Origin of the sequence: Paraburkholderia phenazinium, assembly GCF_900100735.1 — a bacterium.
In the GTDB taxonomy this organism is placed as follows: Bacteria; Pseudomonadota; Gammaproteobacteria; order Burkholderiales; family Burkholderiaceae; genus Paraburkholderia; species Paraburkholderia phenazinia.
In genome coordinates this window covers 573,874-596,300 of record NZ_FNCJ01000003.1, presented here as the reverse complement: position 1 = coordinate 596,300, position 22,427 = coordinate 573,874, and the positions used below count along the sequence as shown (strand labels likewise).

Annotated in this window: 20 protein-coding genes and 1 tRNA gene; 10 read left to right on the top strand and 11 right to left on the bottom strand. The window is 62.7% G+C overall.

The window, feature by feature from the left end:
* Positions 1 to 57 precede the first annotated feature (57 nt).
* Positions 58 to 1,305, bottom strand: a complete 1,248-nt coding sequence (argE, locus tag BLQ92_RS09780) for an acetylornithine deacetylase (RefSeq protein WP_090683800.1) — start codon at positions 1,303 to 1,305, stop codon at positions 58 to 60.
* Positions 1,306 to 1,446: 141 nt separating this feature from the next.
* On the bottom strand, positions 1,447 to 4,923 hold the full coding sequence (mfd, locus tag BLQ92_RS09775; protein WP_090683799.1) for a transcription-repair coupling factor: 3,477 nt from the start codon (positions 4,921 to 4,923) through the stop codon (positions 1,447 to 1,449).
* 120 nt (positions 4,924 to 5,043) lie between these two features.
* On the opposite strand from mfd, the gene ispD reads away from it, so the two are divergent.
* Complete coding sequence (gene ispD / locus BLQ92_RS09770) at positions 5,044 to 5,754, top strand: 2-C-methyl-D-erythritol 4-phosphate cytidylyltransferase (RefSeq protein WP_090683797.1); 711 nt, start codon at positions 5,044 to 5,046, stop codon at positions 5,752 to 5,754.
* 33 nt (positions 5,755 to 5,787) lie between these two features.
* The gene (ispF, locus tag BLQ92_RS09765; RefSeq protein ID WP_090683795.1) at positions 5,788 to 6,267 is read left to right on the top strand and encodes a 2-C-methyl-D-erythritol 2,4-cyclodiphosphate synthase; all 480 of its coding nucleotides are present in this window, start codon (positions 5,788 to 5,790) and stop codon (positions 6,265 to 6,267) included.
* A 278-nt stretch (positions 6,268 to 6,545) separates the two neighbouring features.
* On the opposite strand, the gene BLQ92_RS09760 is transcribed toward ispF, so the two are convergent.
* The 4 genes from BLQ92_RS09760 to ompR all read right to left on the bottom strand — a co-directional run bounded on the left by BLQ92_RS09760 (position 6,546) and on the right by ompR (position 10,117).
* A complete protein-coding gene (locus BLQ92_RS09760) occupies positions 6,546 to 7,070 on the bottom strand; it encodes a carboxymuconolactone decarboxylase family protein (protein WP_090683793.1) in 525 nt (174 codons plus the stop codon).
* A 76-nt stretch (positions 7,071 to 7,146) separates the two neighbouring features.
* The gene (locus BLQ92_RS09755) at positions 7,147 to 7,695 is read right to left on the bottom strand and encodes a peroxiredoxin (RefSeq protein WP_090683791.1); all 549 of its coding nucleotides are present in this window, start codon (positions 7,693 to 7,695) and stop codon (positions 7,147 to 7,149) included.
* A gap of 293 nt (positions 7,696 to 7,988) precedes the next feature.
* Positions 7,989 to 9,338 (bottom strand): ATP-binding protein, encoded by a 1,350-nt coding sequence (locus BLQ92_RS09750; RefSeq protein ID WP_090683789.1) that lies wholly within the window; start codon positions 9,336 to 9,338, stop codon positions 7,989 to 7,991.
* A gap of 44 nt (positions 9,339 to 9,382) precedes the next feature.
* Positions 9,383 to 10,117, bottom strand: a complete 735-nt coding sequence (gene ompR / locus BLQ92_RS09745; RefSeq protein WP_006048917.1) for an osmolarity response regulator transcription factor OmpR — start codon at positions 10,115 to 10,117, stop codon at positions 9,383 to 9,385.
* 231 nt (positions 10,118 to 10,348) lie between these two features.
* On the opposite strand from ompR, the gene BLQ92_RS09740 reads away from it, so the two are divergent.
* The 3 genes from BLQ92_RS09740 to BLQ92_RS09730 all read left to right on the top strand — a co-directional run bounded on the left by BLQ92_RS09740 (position 10,349) and on the right by BLQ92_RS09730 (position 13,792).
* Positions 10,349 to 10,687, top strand: a complete 339-nt coding sequence (locus BLQ92_RS09740; protein ID WP_090683787.1) for a hypothetical protein — start codon at positions 10,349 to 10,351, stop codon at positions 10,685 to 10,687.
* A 188-nt stretch (positions 10,688 to 10,875) separates the two neighbouring features.
* Positions 10,876 to 12,489 (top strand): DUF1800 domain-containing protein, encoded by a 1,614-nt coding sequence (locus tag BLQ92_RS09735; RefSeq protein ID WP_244896631.1) that lies wholly within the window; start codon positions 10,876 to 10,878, stop codon positions 12,487 to 12,489.
* A gap of 70 nt (positions 12,490 to 12,559) precedes the next feature.
* Positions 12,560 to 13,792, top strand: coding sequence for a DUF1501 domain-containing protein (locus BLQ92_RS09730; protein WP_090683785.1), 1,233 nt, complete (start codon positions 12,560 to 12,562; stop codon positions 13,790 to 13,792).
* Positions 13,793 to 13,867: 75 nt separating this feature from the next.
* Here the strand turns inward: BLQ92_RS09730 and BLQ92_RS09725 are convergent, their stop codons facing one another.
* Entirely contained in the window at positions 13,868 to 14,749 is an 882-nt protein-coding gene (locus BLQ92_RS09725) for a squalene/phytoene synthase family protein (protein WP_090683784.1), read from the bottom strand.
* 231 nt (positions 14,750 to 14,980) lie between these two features.
* On the opposite strand from BLQ92_RS09725, the gene BLQ92_RS09720 reads away from it, so the two are divergent.
* A tRNA-Leu gene (locus BLQ92_RS09720) sits at positions 14,981 to 15,067 on the top strand.
* Between the two features lie 95 nt (positions 15,068 to 15,162).
* Here BLQ92_RS09720 and BLQ92_RS09715 read toward each other — a convergent pair.
* Positions 15,163 to 15,495, bottom strand: coding sequence for a helix-turn-helix domain-containing protein (locus BLQ92_RS09715; protein ID WP_090683782.1), 333 nt, complete (start codon positions 15,493 to 15,495; stop codon positions 15,163 to 15,165).
* Complete coding sequence (locus tag BLQ92_RS09710; RefSeq protein ID WP_090683780.1) at positions 15,488 to 15,814, bottom strand: type II toxin-antitoxin system RelE/ParE family toxin; 327 nt, start codon at positions 15,812 to 15,814, stop codon at positions 15,488 to 15,490. The genes BLQ92_RS09715 and BLQ92_RS09710 overlap by 8 nt, the downstream gene beginning before the upstream one ends.
* Positions 15,815 to 16,210: 396 nt before the next feature.
* Between BLQ92_RS09710 and BLQ92_RS09705 the strand changes: the two genes are divergently transcribed.
* Positions 16,211 to 16,993, top strand: coding sequence for a class II aldolase/adducin family protein (locus BLQ92_RS09705; RefSeq protein WP_090683778.1), 783 nt, complete (start codon positions 16,211 to 16,213; stop codon positions 16,991 to 16,993).
* Positions 16,994 to 17,000: 7 nt separating this feature from the next.
* Positions 17,001 to 17,987 carry a 2-dehydropantoate 2-reductase gene (locus BLQ92_RS09700; protein WP_090683776.1) on the top strand — a complete coding sequence of 329 codons (987 nt, stop codon included), beginning with the start codon at positions 17,001 to 17,003 and terminating at the stop codon, positions 17,985 to 17,987.
* Positions 17,988 to 18,017: 30 nt separating this feature from the next.
* Here the strand turns inward: BLQ92_RS09700 and BLQ92_RS09695 are convergent, their stop codons facing one another.
* Positions 18,018 to 18,470 (bottom strand): MarR family winged helix-turn-helix transcriptional regulator, encoded by a 453-nt coding sequence (locus BLQ92_RS09695; protein WP_090683774.1) that lies wholly within the window; start codon positions 18,468 to 18,470, stop codon positions 18,018 to 18,020.
* A gap of 64 nt (positions 18,471 to 18,534) precedes the next feature.
* Positions 18,535 to 19,680, bottom strand: coding sequence for a glycerate kinase (locus tag BLQ92_RS09690; RefSeq protein WP_090683772.1), 1,146 nt, complete (start codon positions 19,678 to 19,680; stop codon positions 18,535 to 18,537).
* A gap of 410 nt (positions 19,681 to 20,090) precedes the next feature.
* Between BLQ92_RS09690 and tig the strand changes: the two genes are divergently transcribed.
* Together tig and clpP are read left to right on the top strand one after the other, a co-directional pair.
* Complete coding sequence (gene tig / locus BLQ92_RS09685; protein WP_090683770.1) at positions 20,091 to 21,437, top strand: trigger factor; 1,347 nt, start codon at positions 20,091 to 20,093, stop codon at positions 21,435 to 21,437.
* 166 nt (positions 21,438 to 21,603) lie between these two features.
* Positions 21,604 to 22,257 carry an ATP-dependent Clp endopeptidase proteolytic subunit ClpP gene (gene clpP / locus BLQ92_RS09680; RefSeq protein ID WP_074264769.1) on the top strand — a complete coding sequence of 218 codons (654 nt, stop codon included), beginning with the start codon at positions 21,604 to 21,606 and terminating at the stop codon, positions 22,255 to 22,257.
* Positions 22,258 to 22,427: the final 170 nt, after the last annotated feature.

Sequence of the window (22,427 nt, the reverse complement as noted above, 5' to 3'; positions counted from 1 at the left end):
AGTTCAAGTGCCGCCGTTCAAATTCGCCGCGCAATCTTCGCTACCGCGCGGCGCGTCTCAATGCGAATGGGCCTCCACCGACATGCTGTGGATGAACTTGCCGAGGAAGCGCTCGCAGGCCAGGAGTTGTTCCAATGCGACGAATTCGTTGGCCTTGTGCGCCTGCTGGATATCGCCTGGCCCGCACACAATGCTCGGAATCCCCGCCAGCGAAAATAGTCCCGCCTCGGTGCCGTAGGCGACCTTGCGCTTGTCCTGATCTGCCGTCAGCGCACGCACCAGTTGCGTGATCGCCGCCTGTTCCGACGAATCGAGCCCCGGTGCTGCGGCAATCTTCGAGAATTCGATGGCGGCGGACGCATGTTCGCGCAACATTTTCGGCAGCAGCGTTTCGCGGGCGTACTGATCGATGCGCGCGAAAATCGGCTCCGGGTCGAGCGTGGGCAGATTGCGGAATTCGAACTGGAAGCGGCATTCGGCCGGGACCGTATTGATCGCGTTGCCGCCCTGGATGGTGCTGGTCTGCGCGGTGGTGAACGGCACGTCGTAGAGTTCGTCGAACGGACCTTGCTCGCGGAACTGATCGGCCATATCGCGGATATAGCAGATCAGGCGCGCGGCGTACTCGATCGCGTTCAGACCCTTCGGCGTCAGCGACGAATGCGCCGCCTGGCCGCGCACGCAGCACTGATAGGCGTTGATGCCCTTGTGCGCGATGATCGGACGCATGCTGGTCGGCTCGCCGACGATGCAGCCATCCGGCTTGACGCCGCGTTTCATTAGATCCGCGATCAGTAGCGGGGCGCCGACGCAGCCCACTTCCTCGTCGAACGACAGCGCGAAGTGAATCGGTTTGGCGAGCCTGGTGCGCTGCATTTCCGGCACCAGCGTGAGCGCGGCGCCGATAAAGCCTTTCATGTCGCAGGTGCCGCGGCCGTAGAGCTTGTCGCCGCGCACTTCCGGTTTGAACGGATCGCTGTCCCACTGCTGCCCGTCGACCGGCACGACATCCGTGTGGCCGGATAGCACGATGCCGCCATTGGTCTCGCCGTCATATGCGGGAATCGTCGCGAACAGGTTGGCCCATTTGCCGCTTGCGTCGTGAGTCAGCGTGCTTTCGATGCCGGCTGCGCGCAGTTCGTCGCGCACCATTTCGATCAAGCCGAGATTCGGATTGCGGCTCACCGTATCCATCGATACGAGGCGCGTGACCCAGGGTAGCGAAACGGGCGCGGAAGAGGTGGAGGACGCGGCAGGAGAGGCGGGCGTGTGTGCGGAACGCGCTGATTCAGCAACCTGAGACATGACGAAACTCCGACTTTTAAGTCTTTCGATCATACCCAAAAAACGCTGCCCCGGCTTGCAGTTCGATATGCTGCGGCGCGCGTCTTGCGCGCCGCAGCATAAGGCTCGCAGGCCTGTCAGCTCGACTCAGGCTGCCGGGCTTCAGCGTGCCGCCGCGGTTGCCGTTCCCCGCGTGGGCGAGCCGAGTGCGCGCAGCGTCTCCTTCACCGTGGCGACGCGCACCGCCAGATCGGGACTGCGCGTTTCGATGCGCAGCTTGTCCTGGCCGGCCAGCTTGATGTGCTTGTGTTTCTGCACCATTTCGATGATCCGCATCGCGTCGATGGGCGGATTTGGGATGAATTGCAGACCGATGACGGATTCTCCGGCGTCGATCTTCGAAATCCCCAGCGGCTTCGCGGCGAGCCGCAAGCGATGCGTTTCCACCAGCGCGTGCGCCTGTGGCGGCAGCTTGCCGAAACGGTCGATCAGCTCTTCCTGAATCCCGTCGATCGAATCGTTGTGTTCGCAATTGGCGAGGCGCTTGTACAGCGACAGACGTTCCTGCACGTCGCCGCAGTAATCGGCGGGCAGAATCGCCGGGGCGTGCAGGTTGATCTCGGTGGTGGCCGCGAGCGGCGCCGTGAGATCGGGCTCCTTGCCTTCCTTGAGCGCCTTGACGGCATCGTTCAGCATGTCGGTGTAAAGCTGGAAGCCGATCTCCTGGATTTCGCCCGATTGCTTGTCGCCGAGCACTTCGCCGGTGCCGCGAATCTCGAGGTCGTGCATCGCCAGATAGAAGCCCGAGCCGAGCTCTTCCATCTGCTGGATCGCCTCGAGGCGGCGCTGCGCCTGTTTGGTGAGCCCCTGCGGGTCGTGCACGAGCAGGTACGAGTAGGCCTGGTGATGCGAGCGTCCCACGCGGCCGCGTAACTGGTGCAACTGCGCGAGGCCGAACTTGTCGGAGCGGTGAATCAGGATCGTGTTGGCGCTCGGCACGTCGATGCCGGTTTCGATAATGGTCGTGCACAGCAGCACGTTGGCGCGCTGCGCAACGAAATCGCGCATCACGCGCTCGAGTTCGCGTTCGTGCATCTGGCCGTGCGCGACCGCAATGCGTGCTTCCGGCACCAGCGTTTCGAGCATCTGACGGCGGTTCTCGATGGTCTCCACTTCGTTGTGGAGGAAGTAGACCTGGCCGCCGCGCTTCAGCTCGCGCAGCATGGCTTCGCGAATCACGCTGTCTTCTTCGCGGCGCACGAAGGTCTTGATGGCAAGCCGCTTTTGCGGCGCGGTGGCGATGACCGAGAAGTCGCGCAGGCCTTCGAGCGCCATGCCGAGCGTACGCGGAATCGGTGTGGCCGTGAGCGTCAGCACGTCCACTTCGGCGCGCAACGCCTTCAAGGCTTCCTTCTGACGCACGCCGAAACGATGTTCCTCGTCGATGATGACGAGACCCAGGCGCTTGAACTGCACATCCGAGGACAGCAGCTTGTGCGTGCCGATCACGATGTCGACGCTGCCGTCGTTGATCTGCTGGATCGCCGCGTTGACTTCCTTGGTCGACTTGAAGCGCGACAGTTCGGCAATGCGCACCGGCCAGTCGGAGAAGCGGTCCGAGAAGGTTTGCGTGTGCTGCTCGGCGAGCAGCGTGGTGGGCGAGAGCAGCGCCACCTGCTTGCCGCCCATCACGGCGATGAAGGCCGCGCGCAACGCGACTTCGGTCTTGCCGAAGCCGACGTCACCGCAGACGAGCCGATCCATCGGCTTGCCGCTCGTCATGTCGCCGATCACGGCAGCGATTGCAGCGGCCTGGTCGGGCGTTTCTTCGAAGCCGAAGCTCTCCGCAAATTTCACGTAGTCGCGTGGCTCGAGCGCGAACGCGTGACCCTCGCGCGCGGCGCGGCGCGCGTACAGGTTGAGCAACTCGGCCGCGGTGTCGCGAATCTGCTGGGCGGCTTTGCGCTTGGCCTTTTCCCACTGGCCGGAGCCGAGCGAGTGCAGCGGTGCGCTTTCCGGATCGGCGCCGCTATAGCGCGAGATCACGTGCAACTGCGCGACCGGTACATAGAGCTTGCTTTCGCCCGAGTATTCGAGGTGCAGGAACTCGGTTTCGCCTTCGCCGAGATCCATGGTCACGAGACCCATATAGCGGCCGATACCGTGCTGCGAATGCACGACCGGGTCGCCCACCTTCAGCTCGGAGAGGTCGCGCACCATCGAATCGACGTTGCTCGCCTGTTCCTGGCGGCGGCGCCCGCTGCGGCGCGCGAGCGGGCCGTACAGTTCGGTTTCGGTGACGATCGCAATGCCGTCCGCCGGTACCGCGAAGCCGCTGGACAGCGGCGCGACGCCGAGTGCGAAGCGTTCGTCGCTCGTCAGCCAGTCGTTAAAGCTGTCGCTCGAGGTGGGCCGCAGATGATTGTCGGCCAGCAACTGCAGCAGCGTCTCGCGCCGGCCTGCCGATTCCGCGGCGAACAGCACGCGGTTGGGCGTGCTTTGCAGATAGGCGCGCAAGGCTTCGACGGGATCGTCGGCATGCCGGTCGATGGCGAGGTTCGGCAGCGGCGTGGACCAGCCGCCGGCATTGGCCGACAAGACGAGGCGCGCGAACGGCTTGGCGAACGTGAAGAAGTCTTCGTCCGAGAGGAACAGGCGCTGCGGCTCGAGAATCGGCCGGTCGCGGTCGTGCGAGAGGAAGTTGTGACGCTGCTTCGTATCGTTGGTGAAGCGCCGGATCGCCGCTTCCAGATCGCCAACGAACGCGAGTTGCGCGCCCTCGGGCAAATAGTGGAACAGCGTGGCGGTCTCTTCGAAGAAGAGCGGCAGATAGTATTCGATGCCCGCGGACGGCACGCCGTTGCCGATGTCCTTATAGATTGACGCGCGGCTCGGGTCGCCTTCGAACACTTCGCGCCAGCGGCTGCGAAAGGCGGTGCGGGCGGCTTCGTCGAACGGGAATTCGCGGCCTGGCAGCAGGCGCACGTCCTTCACCGGATAGAGACTGCGCTGCGTATCGGGGTCGAACGCGCGGATCGAATCGACCTGATCGTCGAACAGATCGATCCGGTACGGCAGCGGCGAGCCCATCGGAAACAGGTCGAGCAGCGAACCGCGCACGCAATACTCGCCCGGACGCACCACCTGGCTCACGTGCTCGTAGCCCGCTAGCGTCAACTGCGCCTTCAGCTTGGCCTCGTCGAGCCGCTCGCCCTGGGAGAACGAGAACGTGTACGCCGCCATGAAGGAGGCGGGCGGCATGCGATAGAGCGCGGTGGTGGCGGGCACCAGCAGGATGTCGCAGCGGCCTTCGCCGAGGTCATGCAGGGTGGCGAGACGCTCGGAGACGAGGTCCTGGTGGGGCGAGAAGGTATCGTACGGCAGCGTTTCCCAGTCGGGCAGCAGGCGCACGCGAGCCTCGGGCGCGAAGAAGCCGATCTCTTGCGCGAGGCGCTGGGCGTCGACAGCGCTTGCGCAGACGACGGCAAGGAGCGGCACCTGTTCGCGATAGGCGAGGTGATAGCGGGCGATCAGCAGGGCATCGGACGAGCCGTGCGTGCCGTCGAAGGCGAAACGCTGGCCGGCCTTGACGAGCGCGACGGGCGAAGAGGACTGCGATGATGCGGCGATATCTGGCATAGAGGGAAAAGGCGGCCGATGGGTCACACGTGATCGGCAAGTTTACGCGTGTCATGGCGTGGATGCGAAGGACCTATTATAAAATCCGTCCTTTACTTTGACTTCGCGGCGTCCGCACCAGTGACTTCACGTCTTTTTGCTCTGATTCCGTGCGCAGGCACCGGCAGCCGATCCGGCGCCGCGATGCCCAAACAATATCGCACTGTAGCCGGTCGCGACCTGTTGCATTACTCGCTGGCCGCGTTCGACGCCTGCAGCGAGTTCGCGCAGACGCTAGTGGTGATCGCCCCCGACGACCAGCATTTCGACGCCCGCCGCTTTGCCGGCCTGCGTTTTGCGGTACGCCGCTGCGGCGGCGCATCACGCCAGGCCTCGGTGCTGAACGGCCTGCACGCGCTGGTCGAGTTTGGCGCACACGACGACGACTGGGTGCTGGTGCACGACGCCGCGCGCCCCGGCATCACCCCGGGCTTGATCCGCACGCTGATTGGCGCGCTGAAAGACGACCCGGTGGGCGGCATTATGGCGCTGCCGGTGGCGGACACGTTAAAGCGCATTGCGCCGGACAGCGGCGGACGGATTGCCCGGACCGAGCCACGCGACGGTCTGTGGCAGGCGCAGACGCCGCAGATGTTCCGGATCGGGATGTTGCGCGAGGCGATCTTGCGGGCGCAGCAGGATGGACACGACCTGACGGACGAGGCGAGCGCGATCGAGTGGCTGGGGCATGCGCCGCTGCTGGTGCAGGGCAGCTTGCGCAATTTCAAGGTTACGTATCCGGAAGATTTCGATTTGGCGGAGGCGATTTTGAGCCGGCCAGCGGCTTCCTGAAGAGTTTTATCGTTGATAACCGGACTACACGCTATGGATTTCAGAATCGGACAGGGGTATGACGTGCACGCGCTGGTGCCGGGGCGGCCGCTCATTATTGGCGGCGTGACGGTGCCGTATGACCGCGGGTTGCTGGGGCATTCGGATGCGGATGTGTTGTTGCATGCGATTACCGATGCTCTTTTTGGCGCTGCCGCGCTGGGGGATATTGGGCGGCATTTTTCTGATGCTGATGCCAGGTTTGCTGGGGCGGATTCGCGGGTTTTGTTGCGCGAGTGCGCGGCTCGGGTTGCTCAGGCTGGGTTTTCTATTGGGAATGTTGATAGCACCGTGATTGCTCAGGCGCCCAAGCTTGCGCCTCATATCGAGGCTATGCGGGTTAATATTGCTCAGGATTTGGGGCTGCCGCTTGAGCGGGTTAATGTTAAGGCTAAGACTAATGAGAAGCTTGGGTATCTAGGGCGAGGTGAGGGGATTGAGGCTCAGGCGGCGGTTTTGTTAATCAAGAAGTGATTGTTTTTTGCCTGCGCGGCGCTTTTGGCTGTTTGCCTGCGGCGCCTTGTTTGGGTTGTTGTTCATGTGGTGTTGGCCTTTCCTTGATTTGTTATCGATCTATTAGCTTCGCCCCTGTGCGGGGCGAAGCTAATAAACCACTAAGAATGCAAGGGAAGGCCAACGCCGTAGATATAACCACCAAAAGCGCCACGCAGGCAAAAAAGCCAAATAAAAATCCAAAGACGCCACGCAAAAAGCAACCCCGCGCAGCGTCCCACTGAAAGTGAAAAGCGTGATTACTTCCCTTCAGCCACAATAACCTGCGCCACGGCATTAACAACTGCAGCAATCCGCCCGACATCGCGAAGTTGAGTGGAACTCATCCCCTCAGCAACAAGCGTATCAAAGTGCGACTTAACACAAAAATGGCACTTGCCAATAATAGAAGCCGCGAGTGCATACATCTCAAACCGCCGCTTATCGACGCCACCATGCGAAGCATAAGCATTCATCCGCAAACCAGCCGGCTGCGATTTCAAATCCGCACTATCCGTCATCTCGACATACGGATACCAGACATTATTCATCCCCATCAACGCAGCAGCCGTCAGCGCGCCATTGACCTCTTCGGGAGATAACACACCCGCATTGCGAATCGCATCGACAATCACCGCGCTCTTCGCCGCAAACGCCGCCGCCAGCGCGACACCTACCGCGTCATTACCCTCCAGCGACGAACGTGCAATCGTGCCGTCCAGGTTCAAACGAATGTCTTTAGCATAGTCAGGTACAAGCGCTTTAATCGCAGACAAGAATTCCATTGATATCTCCTATCAGGTTGCCGATAAAAAAGCCCGCCGGCTCTTTCAAGCTTAGCGGGCTTCCGACTTGCAAGGGTTACAGCGTTGCGCCGCCAACCGAACGGTTGCACGGGCACAGTTCGTCCGTTTGCAGGCCGTCCAGAATACGCAGCACTTCTTCCGTATTGCGGCCGACGTTCAGATTGTTCACCGAAACGTGCTGGATCGTGTTGTCCGGGTCGACGATGAACGTTGCGCGCAGTGCCACGCCTGCTTCCTTGTCGCGCACGCCCAGTTGGTCGATCAGCTCGCCCTTTACATCGCCGAACGCGTAGTGGTTCAGCTTGTTCAGGTCCTTGTGCTCACGGCGCCATGCCAGCTTCACGAATTCGTTGTCCACGCTGCCGCCCAGCAGGACAGCGTCGCGCTCTGCGAATTGACCAGCCAGCTTGCCGAATTCGACGATTTCCGTCGGGCACACAAACGTGAAGTCCTTCGGGTAGAAGTAAATGATCTTCCACTTGCCCGGGAACGACGCTTCGGTGATGTCTTCGAACGCCGACACGCCGTTTTCTTCATGGTTGTTGAAGCCCGGCTTGGCTGCAGTAACGGTAAACGCTTCGAGTTTGTCGCCAACGGTTTTCATGCGGAATACTCCTGTGAAGGTTGCCAATGAGTTGGAAAAACAGCCTGTTCAAGCTACCTGCTCGCTGTAACAAATACGTTACACAGGCTTAATTATAACTCTATTGATGCATCGCAGCAATAGTTTTTAACTAACAAAGCGAATAGTTTTTCTTCACTGAACCGATAGCTTGTGCAAATGTCACCGCTTTCCGCAGGATTCGCGGCGGGTGCATTGCGCGTAGTGCCTGCGCGGTCGCGCAGTGCAGCAGACGGCTTCGGCGACGCAGCCACGCTAGCAACGCGCAGCGGGCCTCAGGCTCCCTTGGCGAGCGGAAACTCGATCGTGACTTCGAGTCCCGGCCCCGGGGTCCGGTTGCGCAGGCGCAGGCCGCCGCGGTAACGGCCGACGAGGCGCTGCACGATCGCCATGCCGAGGCCGGTGCCGTTGGCCTGGCTGCGCGCCGTATCGACCCGGTAAAACGGCCGGGTGACGAGCGCGAGTTGGTCTTCCGGAATGCCGGGCCCCTCGTCGACTACCGAAAGCTCGACTCGCGAATGCGAGACGCGCGTTTCGAGGATCACGTGCGGGATGCCGTCGGTTTCGCTCAGGCCGTACTTGCGGGCGTTCTCCAGCAGGTTGCCGATCACGCGCCGCATGTCCGTTTCGTCGGCCTCGATCACCGCCGAGGGCGCGAGCCGCGTGATGAGCCGCATGCCGTCTTCCGACGCGATCCGCGCCGCCAGTTCTCCTGCGATCACGGAAAGGTCGACCGGTTCCGGGACCCTTTGCACCGGCCGCGCATAATCGAGGAAGCGGCCGATGATCATGTCCATCTGCTCGATGTCGTCCACCATGGCGTCCTTGGTGGTCTGATCCGACGGGCTCATTTCGGTTTCGAGGCGCAGGCGGGCGAGCGGGGTGCGCAGGTCGTGCGAGATGCCAGCCAGCATCAGTGCGCGGTCGGCTTCGAGCTGTTCGAGGTCCTGCACCATCTGGTTGAAGCTGCGGTTGGTCTCGGCGGCCACGCCCATGCCGCGCTCAGGCAGCGGCTCGGGCAACTGCCCCGAACCCACCCTGCGGGCGGCCATGGCGAGGCGCGCGAACGGCCGGTTCACGAGACTCGTGATGAAAGCCGCGCCGAATAGCGACAGCGCGAGCGCGAACACGCCCCAGCCGGCCCATTGAAGGCCGGTGGCGTTGTCGAGCTGGTCGCGGTCGAGCGCCACCCAATAGTCGTCGTCGTCGATCTTGAAGCTGATCCACACGCCTGGGATGTCGTTGACCGACTGCGCAATCACCGTGTCGTCACCGAGGCGCCCGCGGATGTCGTGTTCGATCAGGCGGTTCAGCGACTCGTCCGGCTGCAGTTTGTACTTGTCGGTGGTTTCGCGCGGATACACGCGCACCCCTTCGTTGCTCTCCAGATCCTGCAGCAGCGCGCGCCGCAGGTCGGGATCGGAATAGAGGAGTGCGGTGCGCGTGAGCTTGACGATGGCGACGAGCTGCAACGCCACGCGCTGCGCGCGCGGCTCGCGTTCGATCACCCGGAAGCTCTGGAACCAGGCGGCGAGACTGACTGCAATCAGCAGTGCAATCAACAGAAAGGTCCGCCAGAAAAGGCCACCGAACGCGAGCGTCAGGAGGCGCCGGTCGATCCGCATGGGCCCTTCTTATCTGAAAACAAACACGGAAAGCGCGATCAAGCTCAGGCTGCGCCGTCGGGAATGAATACGTAGCCAAGACCCCAGACGGTCTGGATGAAGCGCGGACTGCCCGGATCCGGCTCGATCAGCTTGCGCAGGCGCGAGATCTGCACGTCCAGGCTGCGGTCGAACACTTCGTATTCGCGGCCGCGCGCCAGTTCCATCAGCTTTTCGCGCGATAGCGGTTGCCGCGGATGGCGGGCGAACACCTTCAGCACGGAGAACTCGCCGGTGGTCAGCGGGATTTCCTGGCCGGCCTTGGTCAGCGTGCGGGTAGCGAGGTTGAGAGCGAATTCACCGAATTCGAAGACCTCGGTGGTCTCGGACGGCGCGCCCGGCAGTTCGGACGGCGACTGACGGCGCAGCACCGCGTGGATCCGCGCCACCAGCTCACGCGGGTTGAACGGCTTGGGCAGGTAGTCGTCAGCACCCATCTCGAGGCCGACGATACGGTCGACGTCTTCACCCTTGGCCGTGAGCATGATGATCGGCGTACGGTCGTTGCTGCCGCGCAGGCGGCGGCAGATCGACAAACCGTCTTCACCCGGCAGCATGAGGTCGAGCACCAGCAGGTCGAATCGCTCGCGCACCCAGAGCTTGTTCATTGACGGCGCATTTTCGGCGACGTAGACGTTGAAGCCCTGTTCGCCAAGGTAGCGGCGCAGAAGATCGCGCAGACGCGGATCGTCATCGACGACGAGGATTTTCGAAGGGTTTTTGGTTTCCATGGTCGGCATCTTAGCGCGATTACAAAGTGGTGCGAGTTTGCATCAATTCGCGGGTTACAGTCAGTTACAAAATTTACCCGCACTGTGGCACGACGTAAAGCGGTGACGCGTAGACTGCTTTACTGAATGCGGCTGTTCGGTGGATACTTCACTCGACTAAAAATTCTCGCACCCGGCATCTTTTCCGGGTTCTGTATACGCATTTAGGGTAGCCGGTTGCCGCACCACGAAGGGAACAAGATGAAGGGAGGGGTTTGGCCGAATGTGCGCCTAAGCGTGATTGCGCTGGCAGTGGCCGGCTCACTCGCGGGCACATTAGGCCCTACGCTCGCCCATGCCCAGTCCTCTGAAGAACGGGCATCGAGCGCCCACGCGCCGCGTTCCCGAGGCCTCAAGCTGTCTCACCAGCCGCGCAATCCCAATCCCAATCTCGATCATCCTGCTTCAGACGCCATGATGCGTGCTGCAGTTCCCCCCGATCTCGATCAACGCCGCCGCGACGGCCACATGACGCCCGAAGAGCGGCGTCTGCTGCGCCAGCATATCGAAGACGCCGTACGCGAGTTGTACAAGCGCTAGGGCGCCGGGATCCAACGCCCGGCATCGTGTGCCGCGTAGTGCGCTGCGAGGCGCGTGAAAAATTTCGTTGCACTTCCCCCGTCAACTTTCCAGCCCGATCTGCCGTTGAGTCGCCAGAGGGGACAATTGCATGTCACGCGCGAGCCTGCTTGCCACCGACCACCGCCACCGACCACGGACGACTAACAATGAAAACGCTGTTCTCGCTGACCCGCGGCATGTCGGCTCCGTTGCTGGCCGTCGCGGCATTTGCAGCAGCGCTTGGGTGTGCGCTGCCTGCGGCGGCCCAGGATGGCGCAGCCGCGGCGCCTGGCCACACCCAGCGCAGCAAACACCATACTTCTGGCGCAGCCGAGGCCGAGGCCGAGGACGAATCGGCCTCGGCCTTGCTCGACGGTGACGACGCGCGCTTTTTCCTGACCCGGGTGGGCTTCGCGCCGGATAACGCTGAGGTCGCCCAGTACGTCGGCCTTACGCGAGAACAGGCGGTCGACAAGGTACTGGCCTCCGTGCGCACGGAGGCCTTCACGCCCATGCCAGCCTGGGTGCTGGAGCCGATCCCGACGCGCGACGAGCGCAAGGTCTGGACCCAGGATCAGCGTCAGGCTGAGCAACGCACGCGCGGCCAGCGTTACGAAGAGCTGCGCGCATGGTGGGTGCGCGAGATGCTGACCACGCCGTCGCCGTTGACCGAGCGCATGACGCTCTTCTGGCATAACCACTTCACCTCGGGGCAGGACAAGGTCGGCTATCCGCAGCAGATGGCGCAGCAGAACATGCTGCTGCGGCGCGACGCGCTGGGCAGTTTCGGCGAGATGCTGCACGCCGTCGCGAAAGACCCGGCCATGCTGCAGTACCTCGACGGCGCCAGCAATCGCAAGGGCAAGCCCAACGAAAACTTCGCTCGCGAAGTGATGGAGCTGTTTACGCTCGGCGAGGGCCACTACTCGCAGCAGGATGTGTCCGAGGCGGCTCGCGCCTATACCGGATGGACGCTCGACCCGGATTCCCAGGCTTACGTGTGGCGCGCCAACCAGCATGACGGCGGCGTGAAGACGGTGCTCGGACAGAGCGGCCCGTTCGACGGCGATCAGGTGCTCGACATTCTGCTGGCCCGTCCGGAGACCGCCACCTTCGTCACGAACAAGCTGTGGCGCGAGTTCGTCTCCGATACACCGGACCCGGCGCAGATCGCGCCGATTGCCCAGCGTTTTCGCGCCAGTCACTACGACATCAAAGTCGCGTTGCACGGTCTCTTCCTGAGCGATGCCTTCTGGGACGAGCGCAATCGCGGCATCCTCGTGAAGTCGCCTGCTGAGTTCGTCGTGGGAGCGCTGCGCGAATTCGATATCGGCTACGACAGCACGGCGCCGTTCGCCGGCGAAATTCGCACCCTCGGCGAAAACCTGTTCTATCCGCCCAACGTCAAGGGCTGGCCCGGCGGCACCACGTGGATCAACAGTACGACGCTGCTCGCCCGCAAGCAGTTCGTCGAGCAGATCTTCCGCGCCACCGAGACTGCCGCGCCGCATCGCCCGCCGAACGCCATGAGCCAGGATCCGAAGGGCGCGATGGTGCAGCGTGCCATGGCGCGAGTGGGTCAGGGGGGAGTACGCTTTGATATCGATACCTGGCTCGCCCAGTTCAACACCGCGCCGGCGGCGAAGGCAGGCCTCTCGGCGGACTTGCAGTTGCAGCATGCAGTCTTGCCGATTGCTCCGGTCGACGCGATCGAAACCGATTCGACCGCCAGCGCCTATCTGGAGGCGCTGTTGATGGACCCGGCCTACCAGTTGAAATGAACTGCGTTGCAAACAAGCGGCGCAAGCCGGGCGGCGCGCTCTGCGCAGCCATAACCGAACGAGGTGCAGCATGAAACGGCGCGATTTTCTTTCGATGACCACGATGGCGGCCGCCGCCCTCTGGTTGCCGCGGGCGTTCGGCGCGCAGGCGCCAGCCAGCCCAACTGGCGAATCGAGCGCGCTGGCGCGCGGTGGCTACGGCAATCTGCTGATCCTCGTGGAGCTGAAGGGCGGCAACGATGGTCTGAACACAGTGATCCCCTACGCCGATCCGACGTATTACCAGTTGCGCAAGAACATCGGCATCAAGCGCGAGCAGGTGATCCAGATCGACGAGCGCACCGGCTTGCATCCCTCGCTGCAGCCGCTGATGCCGCTGTGGCAAAGCCAGCAACTGGCGATCGTGCAGGGTGTCAGCTACGAGAAGCCGAACCTGTCGCATTTCCGCTCGATCGAGATATGGGACACCGCCTCGCGCTCGGATCAGTACCTGCGCGAAGGCTGGCTGACACGGGCCTTCGCGCAGCATGCCGTGCCGCCGGGTTTTGTGGCGGACGGGGTGGTGATCGGCAGCGCCGAGATGGGGCCGCTTGCCAACGGCGCACGGGCGATTGCGCTGGTCAATCCAGCGCAGTTCGTCAAGGCCTCGCGGCTCGTGACGCCAGTCTCGCTGCACGAGCGTAATCCCGAGCTGGCGCATATTCTCGACGTCGAGAACGACATCGTGAAGGCCGCCGACCGCTTGCGTCCGCGCGAAGGGCAATTCCCGCTGAAGACCGCTTTTCCGTCAGGGGCGTTCGGCACTTCCATCAAGACGGCGATGCAGGTGCTGGCCGCCGGCGACACGCCGCAGGGCAAGCCGTTGAACGGGCAGGGCGTGGCGGTGATCCGCCTGACGCTGAACGGCTTCGACACGCACCAGAACCAGCCCGGACAGCAGGCCGCGCTGCTCAAGCAGCTCGCGGAGGGATTTGCGTCGATGAAGTCGGCGCTGGTCGAGCTGGGGCGTTGGGACAATACGCTCGTGATGACCTACGCGGAGTTCGGCCGCCGGCCGCGCGAGAATCAGAGCAACGGCACCGACCACGGCACGGTCGCACCGCATTTTGTGATGGGTGGGCGGGTGCGTGGCGGCCTGTACGGCGCGCCGCCGGTGTTGACCCAACTTGATGGCGGTGGCAACTTGCCGGTGGGCGTCGACTTCCGCCAGATCTATGCAACCGTGCTTGGGCCTTGGTGGGGGCTGGATTCCACGGCCGTTCTGCAGCAGCGCTTCGAGCCGTTGCCGTTGCTGCGCGCGTGAGGTTGCGCAGAGGCTGTCGCGGATAGCTCAGGGGTGTGCAAGTGCAGCGTTGTGCTTTTTGCTGCCCCCGTTCACCTAGCGCTGACGCGCGGCGCGCCACGCGATCCACAGCTTGCGGATCGGCGTGAGCGCGATGCTTTGATGCAGCACGTGGTAGCCGTCGCGTTCGATCTCGTCGAGTAAGGCGAGCGCGAGCGCGGCCTGCGCCCGCAAGGTGCGCTGTACGCGTCGTTCGCCGGCCGGCAGGGCGGCGAGGGCGGCGTTCAGTGCGTCCCGGGCGCGTTTGGTCTGAAAGCGCATCATCTCCGTGAACGCGTCGCTGTATTTGCGGTTGATCAGATCGGCCGCGGTGACGTTGAAGCGCTGCATTTCATCGATCGGAATATAGATGCGTCCGTGCCGCGCGTCGTTGCCGAGTTCGGCGACCAGTTGCGCCTGCAGGAGTGCCTGGCCGAGCGGGGTTGCCCAATCGGCGGCCTGCGCCGGGTTCTGCGCGGTGGCGCGTGCGACCAGCGTTGCAAACGTGCCGCCGACGCCTTGCAGATAGCGGCGCAGATTCGGGTAGTCGAGATAGCGGGCCTGATCGAGGTCCATTTCGAAGCCGGCCAGCAGGGTTTGTAGTGCTGGGTATTCGGCTTCGATGGCCGCGGTGGTCGCAGCCGCCTCGGTGGCCCCCGTAGCCTTGACGCCGCCACCCAGATGCGCGGCGAGCGCCTTCGAGACGGGATGCGAGGGCGTTCCGGCGGCGAGTGCGGCGATTTCCTTTTGCCACCAGGCGAGCTTGGTACGGCCGACGGTCGGATCGCTGGTTTCCTTGACTGTTTCCTCGAATTCGCGGCGCAGCGCGAACAGGGCGGTCAGGAGCGGCTGGCGTCCGGCGGGCGCCTGACGGAGCGCGTAGTAGCTGCTCGAGCCGGGAGGCGCCGCCTTCTGCTGGCAATATTCGTCGAAATTCACTTGAATGGAGTGTGGGGCTGAAGCACGGTGGGGCACGGCGTGCGTGCCGTACGAACATTAGCCAAAAATTGTAGCATCGACATACGTTGGCCAAATGCAGACAAGCGCAAATCAATCGGTTAGAATCTCGCGCTTACGCTTTCGGACGTGTTGCCGAACCGGCTTTGCCGGGGAGGGGCCGCCGTTGGCGAGCCAAACATCGGGCGCGGCGCGCATGCGCTAGACCCGGCTGCGAGGATGGCGAAATTGGTAGACGCACCAGGTTTAGGTCCTGACGCCAGCAATGGTGTAGGGGTTCGAGTCCCCTTCCTCGCACCACGTATTTGTGAAAACCCCGCCAGTCGATGATTGGCGGGGTTTTTTGCATCTTGAGTGCGTAGTGTCTCGCTCACGCGCCGATTTTAGCGCGAGGCTCAAGCGAACGAGATAACGAGTCTTTTGCCGCACGCGGCGGCGTATTTGCGCAGTGTGGAAAAAGAGGGCGAATGCTTTTCGCTGGTCAACGACGCTTCGAGACGCGAGATAGCGGATGCGGTCGTGCCCATGCGCTCAGCTATTTGCGCCTGTGTGAGGCCCGCGTCTTTTCTCGCAGATAAAATGACGCGCAAGGCCGCGTATTCGTCTTCGAGCGCATCGTACGCTTGCTTGAACTCTGGATCGGCGAAGAGCTTGGCGTCGTCCTCTGCTGTGTGGGCGACGGGGCTGAACCGCTCATTGAGTTCACGCTTCGATCGTTGTTTAGCCATGGCGTACCTCCTTGTGACGCTTTCGGGCAATGCGCAGTTCGTCTGCCGGCGTCTCTTGGGATTTCTTCACGAATGAGTGGAGGACGACAATTCGGCGCCCGACATGCGTGCAGTAGAACACTCTTCCGATACCCTCACGCCCCCGCGGACGCAACTCGAACAATCCATCTCCCATTGCTCGCGAGTGCGGCATGCGAAGGTCAACTCCATGTTCTTCCAGCAAATCCAATAGACGGCGATAGTCAGCAAGGACGTCTTTGGGGAGCGACAGGACGTCACGTTTGACGCGCTCGTTGTAGTAGACAATGGACCAATTCATTCGAATGTTAGCATATTTGCTATGTTTTCGTCGGGGCATACCCTTGGTTGATTCGTGCCGACATCTGCCACTGGTTAGGTGCGTGGCGCGAATTGCCTGAGATCTCGCGTTGTGACCGAGTTGAGCTCGCGAATCGCTCGGGACGCCCGCCAAGCGCCTGCTATGACGTGGAGTGGGTGCTTGTTTCGCACATGCGCCGAGTGGTGTTCACCACGAAATTTTATCGGTGAGCTGATCTCTTAAATAGAGCAATCCGCATCGCCTGAATGAGGCCGCGACTCTCGGAGGACATCAAGTTCTAGCTATTGCTACTAGTTGTGCGCGCAACCAATTTTGCACTATGCTGGGAGTGCCGCGCCCGCCGCTTGGCGGCAAATCTCAGTCCAGGAGACGACCATGCCCGCCCTCGACACCTCGCCGCCCGCAGACCCGGGCGTACAAACCGGCGCCCCCGCCAGCGAACAGGCGTTGCGCATCCAGCTCGCCGGCACCTATCGCATCTTCGCGATGCTCGGCTGGACCGAGCTGATCTACAACCACATCACCTTGCGCGTACCCGGACCGGAGCGGCATTTCCTGATCAACCCGTTCGGCCTGCACTACACCGAGGTGTGTGCATCGAACCTGGTCAAGATCGACCTCGACGGCAAGGTTGTAGGTGACTCGAAACATCCGGTGAATCCGGCCGGCTTCGTCGTGCATGCGGCGCTGCATCGCGCGCTGCCCGATGCGCATTGCGTGATGCACACTCATACCACCGCGGGTCTTGCCGTCGCATGCTCGCAAGCCGGGCTGGAGAACTCGAACTTCTATTCGGCCCAGCTCCACGACATGGTGGCGTATCACGACTTCGAGGGCATCACGGTGCGCGCCGACGAAGGGCCGCGCCTCGTCGCCAATCTCGGCGACAAGCGCTTGCTGATCCTGCGTAACCATGGTCTGCTATCGATCGGCGAGACCATCGCGCAGGCCTTTGCGCGGCTATGGACCCTCAATCGCGCGTGTGAAATCCAGTTGGCGACGGCAGCGCTCGGCGCGGCCCGCATGATCCCGGACGATATCTCCGCGCGTTGTACGCGTGATTCGCTGCAGTTCGATCCGCGCCATGGCGCGGGTCAGGATGTGCTCGACGCCTTGTTGCGCCAGGTCGAGCGCGTCGATCCGTCTTACAAGGAGTGATGCTCGTATGAATGCGCAACAGACTCGAACCACGGTGGTCGGAGCCGGCGCGATCGGCGGCCTGATCGCAGCAGCGCTCGCTCACGCAGGACACGCAGTGAGCGTGCTTGCGCGCGGCAAGACGCTCGATGCCATTCGCGCGGACGGGATTCGGATTGTCGATCAGGAGCGCGAAGACGTTGCTCGCGTCGCCGCGGAAGACGACCCGGCGGCGCTCGGCGTCCAGGATTTTGTGGTGATCGCGCTCAAAGCCCAGGCGCTGCCCGCGATTGCCGCGACTCTCAAACCGCTGATCGGGCCTGAAACGGTCGTCGTGGCGGCGATGAACGGTCTGCCGTGGTGGTTCCTGAACGGTTTGGCTGGGCCGCTCGCAGGTCATGGAATCGAGGCGGTCGATCCGGCTGGCGTGGTGTCGGCAGCATTGCCGCCGGCCCAGTCGATCGGATGCGTAGTGCATCTGTCGTCGTCGACCGACGCGCCCGGCGTGATCCGACGCGGGCGCGGCAACCATCTGATTGTCGGTGCGCCTCTATCGTCACTGGCGGCGCAAGCCGACGCATTTGCCGCGGCACTGCAGGAGGGCGGCTTCGAGGTGACTGTCTCGGATCAGATTCGCACCGAGATCTGGGTGAAGCTGTGGGGCAACATGAACATGAATCCGCTGAGCGCGCTGACAGGCTCTGCGGCTGACCGGCTGCTCGACGATCCGCTCACGCATGCACTGGTGCTGAGGATGATGGAGGAGGCCGATGCGATTGGCACGAGGCTGGGTTTGCCGACGGGCATGAGCGCGCCGGAGCGCGTCGCGTTGACGCGCAAGCTGGGTGCCTTTCGCACCTCGATGCTGCAGGATTTCGAGGCGGGCCGCCCGCTGGAAATCGAACCGATTCTCGGCGTCTTTCCGGAGCTGGGCCGCAAGCTGGATGTACCGACGCCGTTCTGCGATGCAGTGCTCGGGCTCTTGCGGCAACGCGCGATCAATAGCGGGTTGTAGTGGGGGTTTCAGTCAAGTGGGCGGCGCGCCTCACTCGCTGCGCGCCTGCATGCTTTCGATGATGCGGTCGAGCGCGGCGCTGAAGGCCGCCCTCTCGTCCTCGTTGAGACAATCGAATAGATCGACGTTCCACTTGCGTGCAATCGGCATGACCTTGCGATATAACTCGCGTCCCTCGGCGGTAAGCGAAATCAGCACGACGCGCCCGTCCTCAACGCTTGCCTCGCGTTGGATGAGCCCCTGCTTGATCAACGCTTCGGCCGCGCGGCTTGCCTGGCTCTTGTCGAGGTTCGCATGCCGCGCCAGATCCATGATCGAGAACGGCCCGAACGATCCCACCGAAGCAATCACGCGCGCCTCCGGCAAGGTCACGCCGAGCTTTTCCTGATAGCGCTCGCCGATGCCGCGCTCGGCCAGCTTGTTCAATACATGCAAGCGGTACGTCAGAAACTGTTCGAGTCCGGCTTTGGCGGATGCCTTCATGGTCGTCCCGGTGGTGAGGGTTGCGGTCGTGGCGCTGTGATTGTTGCCGCAACCGCCTCACCGGTCAACGCATGCCGTACTTCAGACGCGTCAACTGCTCCGCTTCGTTGGCGAGCAAGCGGGCTGCATCGCGAATCGCAACCTCGAGCGTGATCGGGCCGGGTGCCGGCGAGAAGCAACCACTGAAGTGTTCCGCGAGGCGCGGCAGTGCGCTCGAGTCGACTGCACCGGACAGCAGCGTGGCCGGCACGCCCAGCACGCGCGCATGGGCGCAGGCGATAAACGGCGCCTTGCCGTGTAGCGTCTGGACGTCCGAGCGGCCTTCGCCAGTGATGAGCCAGTCCGCTCCATCGAGCGCGGCATCGAGGCCGATCAGTCGGGCGACCGTTTCCGCACCCGGTTCGAACTGTGCGCCCAGCATATGCAGCGCAAAGCCGAGGCCGCCTGCCGCGCCGGCGCCTGGCAGGTTGCGCGCCGTGCGTTGCAGGGCCGGTTCCAGGAGGTCGGCGAAGCGGGCGAGGGCAGCGTCCACGCCGGCGATCTGCTCGGGCTTGACGCCCTTCTGCGGACCGAAGACCGCCGTGGCGCCATGTTCGCCGGTGAGCGGATTGTCCACGTCGGACATGCCGACGAACGATGCATCGGCGAGCCGCGCATCCAGTTGCGATACATCCACACGGTGCAGCCGCGCCAATTGTTCGGGTGTGGGTTCGAGTTCTTGCTCCTGGGCATCGAACAGCTTCAGGCCGAGGCCGGCGAGCAGGCCCGCGCCACCGTCATTCGTGCTGCTGCCGCCCAGCGCCACGAAGAAGCGCCGCACGCCGGCATCGAGCAGCGCGCGAATCGCTTCGCCCATGCCGCGCGAGCTGCGCACCTCGACCGGCACACCCATGCCGACCGGATCGGTAATGCCGACAATCTCGGCCGTTTCGACGATCGCGCTGCCATCCGCAAGCAGGCCCGTGGCCGCTTCGCGCACCGGACCCGCGGCGCCGCGCACGGTGAGCATGCGGCGCTCGCCGCCGCCGGTGAGCATGGCGTCGAGCGTACCTTCGCCACCATCGGCCATCGGGCAGATGCGCACGATGGCATCGGTGCGCGCGCGCGTTACGCCGGTGGCGATGGCTTGCGCCACCTGTTCGGCACTCAGCGAGCCTTTAAAAGAATCGGGAGCAATGACGACGACGGGCGCGGACGACGGGTTCGGCATAGTGTCTCTTGATGGTTGATATCGTGGCGATGGCGGCGCAGGCGGGCGTAAGCCCGAAGCGCGACCGCTAGCTTAGCAGCATGCCGCGCGCGGCTAAATATGTCGAACGGCATAGCGGGCATGGGGCGGGTAAAGCCGGAGAAACAGCGCTGCAGGCCGCCAAAACGCCCTCAAACGTACCCCAAACCCGCCCGAAAGCGGACAAAAGTGCGTGCGAAACATCGAATCCCGGCTAAGCGCGCGAATAGTTTGCTAAAATATTCGGCTCTTTAGACCCAAACCGTGCTGCCGGTGGCCTGCAAGCCCGCGGCGCAGGCGCTGAATCGATGTGACGCAATGCGAAGCGACGTCGAATAGCGGCACGAAGAAGATAACTGATTCGCTCGAATAATTTTAGGACGATTGAAGCCATGGCTAACGTTGTTGAAAACCTCGGCAAGCTCGAACGCCGCGTCACGATTTCCCTGCCGAAGGACGCCGTGCAGAAGGAAGTGGACTCGCGTATCCGCCAACTCGCGAAGAACGTGCGCATGCCGGGTTTCCGCCCGGGCAAGGTGCCGCTCAAGATGGTGACGCAACAGTATTCGGGCCAGGTGGAAGCCGAAGTGCTGAGCGACAAGGTCGGCAAGGAATTCTTCGACATCAGCCGCGCTGAGAACCTGCGCGTCGCCGGCCAGCCGAGCTTTGCGCCGAAGGCCGATGCAGCCGAAGGCGACTACGCTTTCGACGCAACCTTCGAGGTGTACCCGGAAGTCAAGCTGGGCGACGTCGCCACGGCTGAGATCGAGCGCACCACGACCACCATCAGCGAAGCTGAAATCGACCGTACGCTGGACATCCTGCGCAAGCAGCGCGTGCATTTCCACGCTCGCGGCGAATCTGGCGAACACGGCGATGGCGGCTCGGATACGGCGGCTAAAGACGGCGACCGCGTGACGGTCGACTTCGTCGGCAAGATCGACGGTGAAGTGTTCCAGGGCGGCAGCGCAGACGACTTCGCGTTCGTGCTGGGCGAAGGCCGCATGCTGCCGGAATTCGAAAAGGCAGCGCTCGGCCTGAAGGTCGGCGAAGCGAAGGAATTCGACCTGGCATTCCCGGCTGACTATCACGGCAAGGAAGTCGCGGGCAAGACGGCGCAGTTCACGATCACGATGAAGAAGATCGAGTGGCCGCACCTGCCGGAAATCGACGCTGAGTTCGCGAAGTCGCTCGGCATCGAAGACGGCGATCTGGTCAAGATGCGCGCGGAAATCAAGGACAACCTCGAGCGCGAAGCGAAGCGCCGCACGCAATCCATCGTCAAGAACCAGGTGATGGACGCGCTGCTGAAGATTTCGGAGCTGGACGTGCCGAACGCGCTGATCGAACAGGACCAGCAACGCCTCGTCGAAATGGCGCGCCAGGACCTGACGCAACGTGGCGTGCCGAACGCTGCAGACGCACCGATCCCGGCAGAAATGTTCAAGGAACAGGCTGAGCGTCGCGTCAAGCTGGGCCTCGTGCTGGCCGAGCTGGTCAAGGCCAATGAGCTGCAAGCGAAGCCGGAGCAGATTCGTGCCGAAGTGGACGAATTCGCGAAAAGCTACGAAGACCCGAAGGAGGTCGTCCGCTGGTATTATTCCAATCAGCAGCGTCTTGCAGAAATGGAAGCGTACGTCGTTGAAGCCAACGTCGTCGATTTCGTCCTCGGCAAGGCCAAGGTGACGGACAAGGAAGTGAGCTTCGAAGAACTGGCAAGCGCAACGGCGCAAGCGTAAGCGTCGCTGCAACGGCGTGCCGGCTGTCGGAGCGACGGCCCGCACGCCGTTTTTTTCTTAAAGCGTGTGTCGATCGCGTTGCGCTGGGTTTTGCGCACTTGAATACGGCACTGTCGTACTCACCTGTCCGGTATCGAACCAATATTCCCGTACAAGGATCCATTGCATGACCTTTCGCGCCCAAATGCTGGACACGTTGACCTCCCAGTCGTCGCGGGATCTCGAAGCGCAGGCGCTCGGACTCGTGCCGATCGTCGTGGAAACGAGCGGCCGTGGCGAGCGTTCGTATGACATCTACTCGCGTCTGCTGAAGGAGCGCGTGGTGTTTCTGGTCGGTGAAGTGAACGACCAGACGGCCAACCTCGTCGTCGCGCAGTTGTTGTTCCTTGAAAGTGAAAATCCGGACAAGGACATCAGCTTCTACATCAACAGCCCGGGCGGTTCGGTTTCGGCCGGGATGGCGATCTACGATACGATGCAATTCATCAAGCCGGACGTGTCGACGCTGTGCATGGGCCTCGCGGCCAGCATGGGCGCGTTCCTGCTGGCGGCTGGCGCGAAGGGCAAGCGCTTCACGCTGCCGAATGCGCGGGTGATGATTCACCAGCCGCTGGGTGGCGCGCGCGGTCAGGCATCGGACATCGAGATTCAGGCGCGTGAAATCCTGTATTTGAAGGAACGGCTGAATCAGTTGCTGTCGCATCACACCGGCCAGCCGGTCGAGCGTATCGCCCGCGACACCGACCGCGACAATTTCATGTCCGGCGACGACGCTCAGGCGTATGGTCTGGTCGACCAGGTGCTGCACAAACGTCCATAAGGCGTCCATAAGTCGGCGCGTTTTCGCCCTTTTTTGAGGGCGAGAACGACCGCGTTTATGGTGTGAAATAATTAGATTCGTCCAAACGCCTGCGGCAAGCGCCGTCACTGCTTTTGCTCATTCGCTCCAACTGCGAGGCAGGGGCAAACGGCGTATCATGTAATCGAGTG

What these genes read in the sequence shown, in the direction of transcription:
- BLQ92_RS09730 (WP_090683785.1), top strand. Translation starts at nt 12,560, where the DNA reads ATGAAACGGCGCGATTTTCTTTCGATGACCACGATGGCGGCCGCCGCC.
- BLQ92_RS09710 (WP_090683780.1), bottom strand. Translation starts at nt 15,814, where the DNA reads ATGAATTGGTCCATTGTCTACTACAACGAGCGCGTCAAACGTGACGTC.
- ompR (WP_006048917.1), bottom strand. Translation starts at nt 10,117, where the DNA reads ATGCCGACCATGGAAACCAAAAACCCTTCGAAAATCCTCGTCGTCGAT.
- BLQ92_RS09755 (WP_090683791.1), bottom strand. Translation starts at nt 7,695, where the DNA reads ATGAAAACCGTTGGCGACAAACTCGAAGCGTTTACCGTTACTGCAGCC.
- BLQ92_RS09705 (WP_090683778.1), top strand. Translation starts at nt 16,211, where the DNA reads ATGCCCGCCCTCGACACCTCGCCGCCCGCAGACCCGGGCGTACAAACC.
- BLQ92_RS09735 (WP_244896631.1), top strand. Translation starts at nt 10,876, where the DNA reads ATGAAAACGCTGTTCTCGCTGACCCGCGGCATGTCGGCTCCGTTGCTG.
- argE (WP_090683800.1), bottom strand. Translation starts at nt 1,305, where the DNA reads ATGTCTCAGGTTGCTGAATCAGCGCGTTCCGCACACACGCCCGCCTCT.
- BLQ92_RS09715 (WP_090683782.1), bottom strand. Translation starts at nt 15,495, where the DNA reads ATGGCTAAACAACGATCGAAGCGTGAACTCAATGAGCGGTTCAGCCCC.
- ispF (WP_090683795.1), top strand. Translation starts at nt 5,788, where the DNA reads ATGGATTTCAGAATCGGACAGGGGTATGACGTGCACGCGCTGGTGCCG.
- BLQ92_RS09695 (WP_090683774.1), bottom strand. Translation starts at nt 18,470, where the DNA reads ATGAAGGCATCCGCCAAAGCCGGACTCGAACAGTTTCTGACGTACCGC.
- BLQ92_RS09690 (WP_090683772.1), bottom strand. Translation starts at nt 19,680, where the DNA reads ATGCCGAACCCGTCGTCCGCGCCCGTCGTCGTCATTGCTCCCGATTCT.
- BLQ92_RS09700 (WP_090683776.1), top strand. Translation starts at nt 17,001, where the DNA reads ATGAATGCGCAACAGACTCGAACCACGGTGGTCGGAGCCGGCGCGATC.
- BLQ92_RS09750 (WP_090683789.1), bottom strand. Translation starts at nt 9,338, where the DNA reads ATGCGGATCGACCGGCGCCTCCTGACGCTCGCGTTCGGTGGCCTTTTC.
- BLQ92_RS09760 (WP_090683793.1), bottom strand. Translation starts at nt 7,070, where the DNA reads ATGGAATTCTTGTCTGCGATTAAAGCGCTTGTACCTGACTATGCTAAA.
- mfd (WP_090683799.1), bottom strand. Translation starts at nt 4,923, where the DNA reads ATGCCAGATATCGCCGCATCATCGCAGTCCTCTTCGCCCGTCGCGCTC.
- BLQ92_RS09740 (WP_090683787.1), top strand. Translation starts at nt 10,349, where the DNA reads ATGAAGGGAGGGGTTTGGCCGAATGTGCGCCTAAGCGTGATTGCGCTG.
- tig (WP_090683770.1), top strand. Translation starts at nt 20,091, where the DNA reads ATGGCTAACGTTGTTGAAAACCTCGGCAAGCTCGAACGCCGCGTCACG.
- clpP (WP_074264769.1), top strand. Translation starts at nt 21,604, where the DNA reads ATGACCTTTCGCGCCCAAATGCTGGACACGTTGACCTCCCAGTCGTCG.